The 13,277-nt window shown below is 31.7% G+C and carries 11 protein-coding genes and 1 pseudogene; all 12 read right to left on the reverse strand.

What is annotated here, in order from left to right; genetic code table 11:
• Positions 1-110 precede the first annotated feature (110 nt).
• Positions 111-260 (reverse strand): 50S ribosomal protein L33, encoded by a 150-nt coding sequence (rpmG, locus tag JVV30_RS05270; protein WP_011275661.1) that lies wholly within the window; start codon positions 258-260, stop codon positions 111-113.
• A 116-nt stretch (positions 261-376) separates the two neighbouring features.
• Complete coding sequence (locus JVV30_RS05275; protein WP_070854965.1) at positions 377-2,422, reverse strand: peptidoglycan D,D-transpeptidase FtsI family protein; 2,046 nt, start codon at positions 2,420-2,422, stop codon at positions 377-379.
• Positions 2,423-2,549: 127 nt separating this feature from the next.
• A complete protein-coding gene (locus JVV30_RS05280; protein ID WP_037558187.1) occupies positions 2,550-3,149 on the reverse strand; it encodes a superoxide dismutase in 600 nt (199 codons plus the stop codon).
• Positions 3,150-3,455: 306 nt separating this feature from the next.
• Complete coding sequence (locus JVV30_RS05285; RefSeq protein ID WP_070854963.1) at positions 3,456-3,872, reverse strand: Fur family transcriptional regulator; 417 nt, start codon at positions 3,870-3,872, stop codon at positions 3,456-3,458.
• Positions 3,859-4,721 (reverse strand): annotated as a pseudogene (locus JVV30_RS05290) (metal ABC transporter permease). Before JVV30_RS05290 ends, JVV30_RS05285 begins: the two are co-directional and overlap by 14 nt.
• Positions 4,722-4,783: 62 nt before the next feature.
• Positions 4,784-5,560 (reverse strand): metal ABC transporter ATP-binding protein, encoded by a 777-nt coding sequence (locus JVV30_RS05295; protein WP_053029506.1) that lies wholly within the window; start codon positions 5,558-5,560, stop codon positions 4,784-4,786.
• A 232-nt stretch (positions 5,561-5,792) separates the two neighbouring features.
• A complete protein-coding gene (locus tag JVV30_RS05300) occupies positions 5,793-6,683 on the reverse strand; it encodes a deoxyribonuclease IV (RefSeq protein WP_053029507.1) in 891 nt (296 codons plus the stop codon).
• Between the two features lie 9 nt (positions 6,684-6,692).
• Positions 6,693-8,039 carry a DEAD/DEAH box helicase gene (locus JVV30_RS05305; protein ID WP_193839287.1) on the reverse strand — a complete coding sequence of 449 codons (1,347 nt, stop codon included), beginning with the start codon at positions 8,037-8,039 and terminating at the stop codon, positions 6,693-6,695.
• A 47-nt stretch (positions 8,040-8,086) separates the two neighbouring features.
• A complete protein-coding gene (locus JVV30_RS05310; protein WP_053029509.1) occupies positions 8,087-9,187 on the reverse strand; it encodes a Nif3-like dinuclear metal center hexameric protein in 1,101 nt (366 codons plus the stop codon).
• Positions 9,177-9,866 (reverse strand): tRNA (adenine(22)-N(1))-methyltransferase, encoded by a 690-nt coding sequence (locus JVV30_RS05315; protein ID WP_070854960.1) that lies wholly within the window; start codon positions 9,864-9,866, stop codon positions 9,177-9,179. The genes JVV30_RS05310 and JVV30_RS05315 overlap by 11 nt, the downstream gene beginning before the upstream one ends.
• A 188-nt stretch (positions 9,867-10,054) precedes the next feature.
• On the reverse strand, positions 10,055-11,161 hold the full coding sequence (gene rpoD / locus JVV30_RS05320) for an RNA polymerase sigma factor RpoD (protein ID WP_053029511.1): 1,107 nt from the start codon (positions 11,159-11,161) through the stop codon (positions 10,055-10,057).
• Positions 11,162-11,468: 307 nt separating this feature from the next.
• Positions 11,469-13,274, reverse strand: a complete 1,806-nt coding sequence (gene dnaG, locus JVV30_RS05325) for a DNA primase (RefSeq protein WP_204193621.1) — start codon at positions 13,272-13,274, stop codon at positions 11,469-11,471.
• Positions 13,275-13,277: the final 3 nt, after the last annotated feature.

Genomic DNA, 13,277 nt, shown 5'->3' on the forward strand with positions numbered 1-13,277 from the left:
TAAAGTAATAAAAGCTGATAAAAACTCTAAACAAGTTCTTATCAGCTTAGTTAGCTACTACAAATTTGCATTGTAGCCTTTAATTATTTTTATAAAGCTTTAGTTAGCTATTATTTAGTTTCACGGTGTAAAGTGTGTTTATTATCACGTGAACAATATTTTTTCATTTCAACACGTTCAGGATTAGTTCTTTTGTTTTTAGTAGAAATATAGTTTCTATCTCCACATTCTGTACAAGCTAATGTTACATTTACGCGCATGTTAAATCCTCCTTACCTTTTCTAAATACGACTTTATTATCATACCACTTAGTACAATAATTGAAAAGTATTATTTTTTATACATTAATAATTTCAATCAATTAAAAGTGAATTGGTTACTTTTTATCATCAAAATAATAATTAATGACGTCTCTACCTAAATCTCCACCATTTAACCATGGTGGTGGAACGGGTTGATTCGTGTAAACAATTGAAAATGATAGTTTAGGATTTTTGATTGGTGCATAACCTATATAAGTTGAATTAACTCTTGATTCACCATCTTGGAATACTTCGGCAGTACCAGTTTTCCCTGCAGAAGGTACTTTTGTTTTGTGGAAACTTGAATAGCCTGTTCCATCTTTTTCATTGAATGCCATTTCAAATCCTTTTTGTACTTCTTTAATTTCATCTTCTGAATTATTTACTTTGTTTAAGACATTGCCTTTAATTTTTTGTTTAACTGGACCGATATCATCACTATTTGTAGCATCATGAATTGCCAAACCTATATGTGGTTGGATTCTATATCCATCATTTGCAATTGTAGAAACGTATTGTGATAACTGGATTGGACTATACGTATCATATTGTCCAATTGACAAATCAAGGTAATTTCCTGAATTATTGGTTAAGGGTTCAATTTGACCTATTGTTTCATTCGGTAAATCAATACCTGTCTTAACACCTAATCCAACTTGGTTAAGCCCTTTTCTTAATTTCTGACCAGCTTCCCTTATATCTGAAGGTAAGCCCATACCACTATAATAAGGATCACCAGCTAATTTCAGTGCGGTTTTAAACATATAAACGTTAGATGAATGCATTAAAGCCTCTTTATCATTAATTCTAACTTTATCATTTTTATTAAAGTATGAACGCTTAGTTAATCCGCCTTTGAAATGCAATGGCTCATCTATCATTTCTTCGCCTACTTTTATAGCGTTATTTTGATATCCTGCTAGTAAAGTTCCACCTTTGACAGAAGATCCAACTGCAAATTGGCCGGTAAAGTTACCTAAATCATAATCAGTAAGATTACCATTTTTATCAATTTGTTTTCCTGCCATTGCTAAAATATCACCATTTTTAGGATTTTGGACCACAATTAGCGCATTATCCATATCTTTAGCACCTTGGCTACGTAACGTTTTTATTTGATTTTCTAATAATGATTCAACTTTTTTCTGTAAATCTATATCAATTGTTAATTGTAAATCATCACCTCTAGAACCAGGATTGATGACTTCAGAATTGATAACTTTGCCAGATTTATCAGTTGTATATTTCATTTCTTTCTTTTTACCACGTAAAATATCTTCATATTGATACTCTAAATAAGATTTTCCGACTCTGTCATTTCTAGAATAGCCTTTAGCTAAATATTGTTCAGTTAATTCTTTAGGAATACCTTCACTAGACGTAGAGACGCTTCCAAATATACTTCTCAAAGTATCTCCATATGGATAGCGACGATCCCAATCCATTGTTGTATTGACACCTGGAAGATTATCTAACTGTTGTGATACTGCAGCATATTCTTTTTCACTTACATCTTCGTTTTTAATTGTTTGTGGATTCATTGTAGAACCAGCAGCCATTTCACGATAAATTGCTAAAATCTGTAAGTCTTTTTTTGATAAACTTTCAATTTGTTTATCGCCGACTTTCTTATATAACTGTTTATCATATTGATCTTGAGTGATACTGCCTTCATTTAGCATCGACATTTCTTTTTTCATCAATGTATCAACTTCATCAGGATGTTTCTGAATCCAAAAATCTTGTTTATCTCTTTCAGTGATTTTATTTGTCTTCATAGAAATTAAAGATGACAATTTTTTAGCAGTATCTAACATATCTTTTTGACTTGTTTTTCGAGATCTAGTGTATGTAATCGTTAGTTTAGATGCGTTATCTACTAAGACTTTTCCATTTCTATCTAGAATTCGCCCTCTAGGTACGGATTCATTTACAGTTATGTTCTCGTCATTTTTAACTAATTGACTGTAATGTGAACCTTGTGCAATCTGTAAATATCCTAATCTTAAAACTATAATTCCAAATATAACTATAATAGCACCAAATACGAAGCTAATTCGTTTATTCATTGTGTGCTTTATTTTTTCATCATTTGACTTTTCTTTTAATCTTTTAAGCAAGATAACCTACCTCAATTATTAAACATGTTTACTCATAAATGATATATGAAAATGAGACATATTACCATCATTTTCATAAAAAAAGTGGCCTCATAAAGAGACCACTTGCTAAATTGAAAAAGCAGAATTATTTTGTTGCATTATATAATTCGTCAACTTTTTCCCAGTTAACAACATTCCAGAAAGCACTGATATAATCTGGACGTTTGTTTTGATATTTAAGGTAATAAGCGTGTTCCCAAACATCTAAGCCTAAGATAGGTGTTTTACCTTCAGTTAATGGGTTATCTTGGTTTGGTGTAGTAACAATTTCTAATTGACCATTATTAACTACTAACCAAGCCCAACCTGAACCGAAACGAGCTGCTGCTTTATCAGCAAATTCTTTTTTGAATTCGTCTAAAGAGCCCCATTGTTCTTTAATTTTATCAACAACAGTACCTTTTTCTTCAGAATTAGGAGTTAATAATTCCCAGAATAATGAGTGATTTAAGTGTCCGCCACCATTATTACGAACAGCTGTTTGAATATCTTCAGGTACACTATCTAAGTTAGCAACAATTTCTTCAATTGATTTAGATTCAAGATCTGTACCCTCAACTGCAGAATTTAATTTAGTAACATAAGTGTTGTGGTGTTTGTCATGATGGATTTCCATAGTTTGTTTGTCAATGTGTGGTTCTAATGCATCTGCTGCATATGGTAAATTTGGTAATTCAAAAGCCATATTTAATCATCCTCCTAAAAATTCGTTACATTTATAATAACAAGTTATTAACAAAGCAACAAAATATTTGCTTGCAACTAATATTAATACGCTTATTATCAACTTACTTATATAATATATCTCAAAAAGGTAGCTTTTAAACATAATACGAGTCAATATTTCGTCATTTTTAGATAAATCCTACTTTTGACCTATATTTCAATTGGTTTCCCACTTAAATAGACTAAAAAAACGGAGTGGACAGAATTTTTCAATTCGTCGTCCACTCCCGGCTCGCTTAGTTTGTAGAATGTATTAATTTAAAATTTATTTTGATTTTTGACATGCTTCACACACACCATAAACTTCTAACTTATGCGTATGAATATCAACATTTGGTAAATAAGATTTAATTTGATCGATTGGGCAATAGTCAATAACTTTAGTGTCACCACAATTTTCACAAATAAAATGATGATGATGATGATTCATGCAAGCGATTCTAAATTTCATTTCTCCATCTAATTCAGTACTTTCAATAATTTTCAAATCTTTAAATAAGTGTAAGTTACGGTAAATAGTATCAAAAGATATGCCTGGATAATTTTTATCTAATTGTTTTTGGATATGCTTAGCATTGATATATTTATCTTCATTAACAAAAACATTTATCATATCTTCACGTTTTTTTGTATATTTCAAACCGTTATCTTTTAAAATTTTAATTGCATCATTTGTATTCATAAGTTATTTCCCCTTTTTAAGTCTTACGGTTGATTTTTGGAATAACATTGTAAGTCCTAATAATAAAACTAATAGTACTACAATAACACCACCAGGTGAAATATTCATATAAAATGCAAGTATAAGTCCTAATATTACTGAGAATTCACCAATTATAACACTTAAAATGATTAATTGTTTGAAACCTTTAGTAATTCGCATAGCTATAGCAATTGGTAATGTTATTAAAGCACTGACTAATAAAATCCCAACGACTCTCATTGAAGCTGAAATAACCATAGCAACGATAACTATAAATAGGAATTGAATCCATTTGGGAATATTTATAACTTTGCTATACTCTTCATCAAATGAAAGAATAAATAGTTCTTTATAGAATAATACGATGAATAACACGACAACTATAGCAATAACGACAACCGTTAATAAATCGCTAAGACTTACTGCACTTATTGAACCAAATAATAAGCCTACGATCTCTTGGTTGAATCCGTCAGCAAGGGAGATGAAAATGGCACTGAGCGCTATCCCAGCACTCATAATAATAGGAATAGCAATCTCTTGATAATTAGAGTATGATGTTCTTAACTTTTCGATTAGTATTGCACCTATAATGGCAAATAATATTCCAAACCACATTGGATTGATAATAGCGAGTGCAGGTGATAAAGTCAATACAAACATACCAAAGGAAATGCCGCCTAATGTGACATGACTTAATGCGTCTGCAATCAAAGATAATCTTCTTACAACAATAAAAGCACCAATCAAAGGTGCAATAAACCCTATTAAAATCCCACTAAGTAATGAATATCTCATGAAGTCAAAATTTAATAACGCATCAATCATGGATATCACCACTAACTTGTTTGATAAAACTGTTCATTTTTAAACTCCTAATATATTAAATTTTAAGCTTCGCAACATTCTCTATTATGTTGATGATCTACAAATTTAACGGGATGACCATATATTTTCGAAATTTCAACTTCATCTAACTTTTTAAATTCTTCAGTCGATCCATGGAAATGTAAATGTTTATTTAAGCATGCTACTTCTGTTGCTGTATCTGCTACAACACCAATATCATGCGTAACTAGTATAATTGTAATGCCCTCATGCTTTAATTGCTCAAGTGTTTCATAGAATTCACTAACATGTTTAGCATCGATACCATTTGTAGGTTCATCTAATACAAGTACGGAGGGATTAGATATTAATGCCCTAGCAATTAATACACGTTGTTGTTGTCCACCTGAAAGTTCTGCAATATTTTTATTGATAAGATGTTGAATATTCAATCTCGTTAATACGGTATCAACTAATGCTTCATCCTTTTTATTGAATCTTTGAAATAACTTCTTCGTTTTTGTAAGTCCACTGAGAACAACTTCTTTAACGCTAGCTGGAAATCCAGCATTGAAAGCTGTAGCTTTTTGTGAAACATAACTAATTTTTAATTCCGATTGATTTTGCTTCTTATATGATTTGCCATCAATATATATTTCGCCTTTTTGTAAAGGCAGTAATCCTAATATGATTTTAAGTAAAGTTGACTTACCAGCGCCATTAGGGCCGACAATTGCCAAAAATTCACCTTTATTTATGTGAATGTTGATGTTATCTAATACTTGCTTATTTTCAAAATAATAATCTATGTTTTTTAATTCAAATACAGGTTGGCTCATTATTTCACCTCGTTTAATACTATACAATTAACTTCATATATTGTAAATAGTAATGTTTACGACTTGTTTTTGTTATTTAGAAAAGGGTGATACAAAATTCATTTAGAATTGATTGTACCACCCATATGGCTAACTAGAGCAATAAAGTTTTATTTTTAGAGTTAGTTAGGTGCTAAGCAATTACAAAGTCAATGCTTAAAACTATCGCTAACTACTTTACAGTATAATACAACTATTGCTGAAGAATTTTATTTTTTAACTCAGAATCGAATTGTTGTGCCTTTAACATTTCAATTTCAAATTTATAAGGTGCTTTCTTATTTTTCTTATCTTCACCGACATAAGGCGTTTCTAAAATTTTAGGAATATCTTTAAAAGCATCATGATGCACTACATAATTAAGTGCATCGAAACCAATGTGTCCGAAACCAATATTTTCATGTCTATCTTTATGCGCGCCTTGTTCATTTTTACTGTCATTGACATGAACCACTTTTATTCGGTCTAAACCAATAATTTTATCAAATTCATTTAATACACCATCAAAATCATCTTTGATATTATACCCTGCATCATGCGTATGACATGTATCAAAACAGATTGATAATCGATCATTATGTGTGACACCATCAATGATTTGAGCAATTTCTTCGAACGTGCGTCCTACTTCAGAACCTTTTCCAGCCATAGTTTCCAATGCAATACGCACATCATTATCATGAGTTAAAACTTCATTTAACCCTTTGATAATTTGTTGAATGCCCTTCTCAGCACCAGCACCAACATGGGCACCTGGATGCAGAACGATGTCTTTGGCACCAAGTGCTTGTGTACGTTCTATTTCATTTTGAAGGAAGTCTACACCTAACTGAAAAACTTCGGGCTTTGTAGTGTTTGCAATGTTGATAATGTATGGTGCATGAACCACTAGATTAGATAAACCATATTTATTCATAACTTCGTGGCCTTTTTCAATATTTAGATCTTCAATGCTTTTTCGTCGCGTGTTTTGAGGTGCACCTGTATAAATCATAAATGTTGATTCACCTAATTTATGCGCTTCTTCAGCAGAGCCTTCTAACATTTTTTTCCCACTCATTGATACATGTGATCCAATTAACATGATGTTCACCTAACCTTTTTTATTATTTTTTCGTTGCTGTCTATTTTGTCTCTTACTAAATTGTTTTCTTTCTTGTCTTTTCATTCGTTCAACTTCTTGTTTAAATTTCTTCTTATAACCTGGTTTTACTTTATTTTTAGTCTTACTACGTACTTTATGTTTGACTTCGTTTGTTAAGTGGTCATCTTTTCTTTCACGTTTACGTCGTGTGTTATGCGCTTTAATTGGTGTTAATTCATTATGTTTTACATCAACATTTTCAAAATGGTAGCCTTTATCCTCAATTAACGTAATTAGATTCTCTTCATCAGGACTATAAAGTGTGATTGCTACACCTTTATAGTTACCTCTACCTGTTCTACCAACACGGTGAGTGAAAAAGTCAATATCTTTAGGTACGTCAAAATTAATAACATGACTAACGCCTTCAATGTCTATACCTCGAGAAGCTAAATCACTTGCGATTACAAATTGAAACTCTAAATTACGTATACGTTTCATTTGTTGCTTACGCTCTCTTGGTGTTAAACCTCCGTGTATCATGCCAACTTTAATTCCAGCAGCATTGAGTGAATTTGCCAGTTCATCCGCATTATCTCTACTATTACAGAAAACGATACATAGGTATGGATTTAAAATATCGATTAATTGAAGTGTTTTATCTACTTTTTCAGTTCCTTTAGTTGGAATTAAATAGAATTCAATATTTTTTTTATTTTGAGACTTGGAATCCACTTCTACATATTCCGGATTACTTAGATATTTATTTAAAAATGGTTGTAATGATTTAGGAATCGTAGCACTGAAAACTGCTATATGTGCATTTTCATCTAGGCGTGAAGCAATTAAATCTACATCTTCGATAAGGCCTAAGTCAATCATTAAATCAGCCTCGTCAACAACGAGGTATGATGCCAAATGCGCATGTAAATGACCACTTTGAGCTAAATCATTAATTCTAGTCGGTGTTCCAATGACTAATTGAGGTTGATTATTAGTTCGTTGTCTATCTTTTTCAATATCTGTACCACCTATAAAAAGGCTTACCTTAACCCCTTGTTTAAAACGAGCTAAATGACTAGCTGCTTGATATAATTGCTGCGCTAATTCTCTAGTTGGCGCTACCACAATAGATTGAGGTTCTTTGTTTTCTTCGTCTATTTTATCCATAAGTGGTAATAAAAATGCATGTGATTTTCCTGTACCTGTTTGGGATTGACCTATTAAATTGACGCCTTTTTTAATTCTTGGAATTATTCTATTTTGTATTTCAGTTGGTTTATCAAATTTTAAGTCTTTAATTGCTTCTATAAGTTTTGAGTCTAAATTAAATAATTCAAATGGGTGAGTTGCCATCGATTTGGCCTCCTTAAAATATTCAGTTGAAGTTGTTTTAGTCCAATTTACATGTAGTTGAATGGATCGGTATTGATATTAGAAGCATCAATTGGAAAATCTATACTTTCATCATATAGCCATTGTTCTAATAATTCTTTAAGTCCCTCTCTCATCACATACTCACTGTAATGATTGATATCTAAAATGGTCATACCATACGTTTGTGCATCAAGTGCATCGTGGTGTTTAACATCTCCAGTTATAAAGATGTCTGCGCCTTTGTTAAATGCAAGTGCCTCATAACCAATTCCCGCACCGCCGATGATAGCTACTTTTTGGATACGTTTATTAGCATCGCCTGTGTATCGAACACTTGGGATATCAAGTTCATGTTTTACAAATTTTACAAAGTCTGTTAATGACATCGCATCTTCTAAAATGCCAATTTTGCCAAGACCATAATTTGCCGTTTTAGTCATTTTAATAAAATCATAGACAGGCGTTTCATAAGGATGATTGTCGATAATTGCTTTTTCAGCTAATGCATACTGGCTAGCTTTAATCATAAATTCAATTTTAACTTCATTTACATATTCTATGTTATTCAGCTGACCTAGATGTGGATTAGCATTTCCTACAGGTTTAAATTGGCCTTTACCTTCAGTTTCATAAAAACAATACTCATAATTACCTTCTTTGGCAAGTCCATGTTGATCAAGACGATCTTTAAAGTTTTCTACATTATCCTTAGGTATATATGTTTGAACTTTATAATACGTTTCATTCTCTTGATTTAAAAATTGTATATCTTGCAATTTTAATTTATTAGCCAACATTTGGTTAACACCGTAAACGTAATTGTCAAGATTTGTGTGCAACGCAATAAGGTTGATATTGTGACGAATTATTTTTTGAATTAATTGACCATAGCCATCATCAATGATTGATTTTACCCCTTTAAAAATTAAAGGATGGTGAGCGATAATCGTATTATAGCCTTTGTCGATAGCTTGGTTAACGATTGCATCTGTACAATCCAACGTCGTTAATATACCATTGATTTCAGATTCATGATTACCTATGAGTAATCCAACATTGTCCCAATTCTCAGCTGTCTCTAATGGCACATGTGTATCGATAATAGACATTAATTGTTTAATTTTCATTATTTAACACCTCTGTAATTAATGATATATCCTTATCTATCTCTTTAAGTCTCTCATGATGTAACTCTGAATTCAATTGATTACGAATGTGATTTAAGGCTTCTAATTCATGACGCCATTTTTTATAAAATATTTCATTTTTATTTTGTAATAATTTCGGCCCAAATTTTAATTCTTTTTTGTCTAAATGATCCTGATGATCCATATGCGCTGCAACCACAATTTCATAGATATGTCCTTTCTCTTCCATAATGACTTCTTCTATAATTTGGTAATTCAGTGTCATGAGCGTGTATCTTAATACTTCAGTTTGAATATTACTTTGTAAGATTAATCTAGGACCATTTGCTAAATGAATGCGCCCTTCATTCAATATCCTTGCTATAAGCGGACCACCCATGCCACAAATGGTTATATTTTGAATAGATTCATTCTGACGAAGTACACTTAATCCGTCCCCTAATCGAACATCGATAACATCATTGAGCTGATTTTCTGACACATTCTTTTTCGCTGCTTCAAAAGGCCCTTTTATGACTTCACCTGCAATAGCATGTGTAATTAGACCATGTTGAATCGCATAGATAGGAAGATAGGCATGGTCTGAACCAATGTCGGCTAAGTTTCCTGGAACAAGATAGTTGCACACAGTAGTTAATCTTTGGTTTAAAGTTATCATAGATATCTCCTTTACTATAAAAAGAGACTGGGACAAAGTTAAGTGTCTCAGTCTAGCATTTTTCTAAAGCACATTATAGTAACACCTATAACAAAGTGTAATCATTACTAATCCAACGCGTTTATAAGTGTTCAATCTATAATGAGCAATGAAAAATAAATCAATTTAAACTCGAATTATTTTATTTATTAATCCATAAAGTCTTTTAGTCGCTTGCTACGACTTGGGTGTCTAAGCTTTCTTAAAGCTTTCGCTTCAATTTGACGAATTCTTTCACGCGTAACTCCAAAGACTTTACCAACTTCTTCAAGTGTTCGCGTTCTACCATCATCTAAGCCGAAACGTAATCGTAGAACATTCTCTTCACGATCAGTAAGTGTATCTAATACATCTTCAAGTTGTTCTTTTAATAGTTCATATGCAGCATGATCAGATGGACTTTGCGCTTCTTGGTCTTCGATGAAATCACCTAAATGACTATCATCTTCTTCGCCAATTGGTGTTTCAAGAGATACCGGTTCTTGAGCAATTTTAAGAATTTCGCGTACCTTTTCTGGTGGTAAGTCCATTTCTTCCCCAATTTCTTCAGGTGCTGGATCACGACCTAAATCTTGTAATAATTGTCTTTGAACACGAATTAATTTATTGATAGTTTCAACCATGTGTACTGGAATTCTGATTGTACGGGCTTGGTCAGCAATCGCTCTAGTAATTGCTTGTCTAATCCACCAAGTAGCATATGTTGAGAATTTAAACCCTTTACTAAAGTCGAATTTCTCTACTGCTTTGATTAATCCCATATTACCTTCCTGAATTAAATCAAGGAATAACATGCCACGGCCTACATATCTTTTTGCAATACTTACAACAAGACGTAGGTTAGCTTCTGCTAAACGAGACTTAGCAATTTCATCACCTTGCTCAATACGTTTCGCGAGTTCAATTTCTTCTTGAGCACTAAGTAGATTTACTCGCCCGATTTCTTTTAGATACATTCTGACAGGGTCATTTATTTTAACGCCAGGAGGAGCACTTAAATCATTAGGATTTAATTTCTCATCAGTATCTGAGCTATCTTTCTCATTTACTAAACTGATATCATTATCATTTAATTGGTCAAAGAAATCGTCCATTTGATCAGAATCCATGTCGAAATTTTGTAATTTTTCGGCTATTTCTTCATGGCTAAGGTGACCTTCCTTTTTCCCTTTTTCAATTAATTGTTTTTTAACATCTTCTAATGTTAATGTCGGATCTATTGTTTGTTTTTTAATTTTAACTTGGTTATCAGACATGAAAAGGCCTCCCAATAGTAATATATGCTTTCAAACAAGATATTTAATTATATAATATTTCAATATAATAAGAAAAGTATTAATAAAAATTCATAACAATGGTAACATTTCATATTCAATATTTGAATGTTAAATACTAATTTGTTTTCAAAACTACTACATTCGTTAAATATTACTTATGTTCCATTTCTACCCGTTAAAAACGCATAATAACCATTATACAATAATGGTTATTAAATAGAAATACAATTTATATGATTTGTTAAAACCTGTATGCTTCAAATACGTATTTATTTTAATAATGATGTTACATTCTTGCTTTATTTTTATTAACGATTTGCTCTAAATAATATTTTTGTAATTCTACATCACCTAGTCGCGATGCTTCGCGCAACTTATGATTTAATTCTTCAATGGTGTCACCATATTTAGCTTCATTTATAACATTCATATAATCTTCAATTTCGCTATCATATGGTTCTTCATTTAAATCATAATTGTCTAATGCAATAATTGCATCTCTTAAATCATCGTTGTCTGTGTATAATATCATATCACTTATCGAATATTTGTCATTTTCTGCGTAAAATTCTTCTAAAATACTATAGATGCGCTTGAAAAATTGATTGCTAAAATCGTCGCTTTCAAGTTGCTTATGATAATTTAAAAACAAATCTTTATCGTGCATAAAATGTTTAAGTAGCGCTCTCTCAGCACTCTCTTGCTTTGATAAATTTGAGAACATTGCATTTACGTTTTGTTGAATCTCACTATCATACGATTGATAATCGTTAAAATAAGGGTCATTCTGAACATATTGCTGTTGGCCTAATACATTACCATTTAATGTACTAGGATCTACGTTAAATATATTAGCAACATCTTTAATGACTTTATTTTGTAATATTTGTGAATTCATCATTGCAATGTCTTGTGTAACTTCTTTAAGGTAACGTTCATAAGCTAAATCATTATTAGTAATTTCGTCTTTATGTCGATTTACTTTATATAAAATAAATGATTTCTTTTCATTATTAACATATTCTAGAAATTTTTCATTACCATATTTTGTAATATATTCATCTGGGTCCATGTCTTTAGGTAATTGAACCACAAAAACATTTAACCCTTGTTGAAGAAGGTGTTGTCCTGTTTTAATCGTTGCTTCTTGCCCTGCGAAATCACCATCAAACATTAGTGTTATATGAGATGTTAATTTCTTGAGAACGGTTATGTGTTCATCTGATAGCGCTGTACCCATACTAGCAATAACAGGTTTTAAGCCGGAAGAATCAGATTTTATAACATCCATAAATCCTTCAAGTAAAATGGCTTCGTCATTTTTACGTATATATTTTCTAGCTTGATCAAGATTATACAATAATCGTCTTTTTTGAAATATCGGTGTTTCCGGACTGTTTAAATATTTAGGCTCTTGATTATTGTGCGTTCTGCCAGAATAGCCAACGATACGACCTTGCGCATTTTTTAATGGAAACATAATGCGATCTCTAAAATGATCAAAATAGCTAAAATTTTCTTCGTTTCGAGATAGAAGGCCTGCTTCATATGCGAGTTCAATATCATAACCTTTTTGTTGTAAAAAGTCATGACAGAAATGCGTGTGATTCGGTGCATAACCTATTCCACGCGCTTTAATAAGTTCTTCAGTAAAGCCTCTATTTGTCAAATAGTTTAAGGCGTCTTCACCTTCAACCGTTTTAAGTAGAGCATACTGATAATACTCATTCATTAATTCATGCATCTCTATCATAGCTAAGTCATCAGACGCAATTTGACTTGTATAGTCACTTGAATTGCCAATGTCAACAGATATATTTAGACGTTCACCTAGTTCTTTAACAGCCTCTACGAATGATAAATCTTTAATTTCTTGTGTAAATTGAAAGACGTTGCCACCTTTTTTACACCCAAAACAATGGCAAATTTGTTTATCTTCAGAAACAGTGAATGAAGGGGTCTTTTCATCATGAAAAGGACACAAACCGATGTAATTGCGTCCTCTTTTTTCTAATTTTACATATTCACTTACTAAATCCAAAATATCTGTTTTATCTTTAATTTCATTAATTACTGATTGTTCAATGCGCAAAGT

It is taken from the genome of Staphylococcus sp. GDY8P47P (assembly GCF_016892225.1).
GTDB classification, from domain to species: Bacteria; Bacillota; Bacilli; order Staphylococcales; family Staphylococcaceae; genus Staphylococcus; species Staphylococcus borealis.

Coding starts and splice junctions, on each gene's coding strand:
- JVV30_RS05315 (WP_070854960.1), bottom strand. CDS start 9,866: ATGATAACTTTAAACCAAAGATTAACTACTGTGTGCAACTATCTTGTT.
- JVV30_RS05295 (WP_053029506.1), bottom strand. CDS start 5,560: ATGAGCCAACCTGTATTTGAATTAAAAAACATAGATTATTATTTTGAA.
- JVV30_RS05280 (WP_037558187.1), bottom strand. CDS start 3,149: ATGGCTTTTGAATTACCAAATTTACCATATGCAGCAGATGCATTAGAA.
- rpmG (WP_011275661.1), bottom strand. CDS start 260: ATGCGCGTAAATGTAACATTAGCTTGTACAGAATGTGGAGATAGAAAC.
- JVV30_RS05300 (WP_053029507.1), bottom strand. CDS start 6,683: ATGTTAATTGGATCACATGTATCAATGAGTGGGAAAAAAATGTTAGAA.
- JVV30_RS05310 (WP_053029509.1), bottom strand. CDS start 9,187: ATGAAAATTAAACAATTAATGTCTATTATCGATACACATGTGCCATTA.
- JVV30_RS05305 (WP_193839287.1), bottom strand. CDS start 8,039: ATGGCAACTCACCCATTTGAATTATTTAATTTAGACTCAAAACTTATA.
- JVV30_RS05285 (WP_070854963.1), bottom strand. CDS start 3,872: ATGAATACAAATGATGCAATTAAAATTTTAAAAGATAACGGTTTGAAA.
- rpoD (WP_053029511.1), bottom strand. CDS start 11,161: ATGTCTGATAACCAAGTTAAAATTAAAAAACAAACAATAGATCCGACA.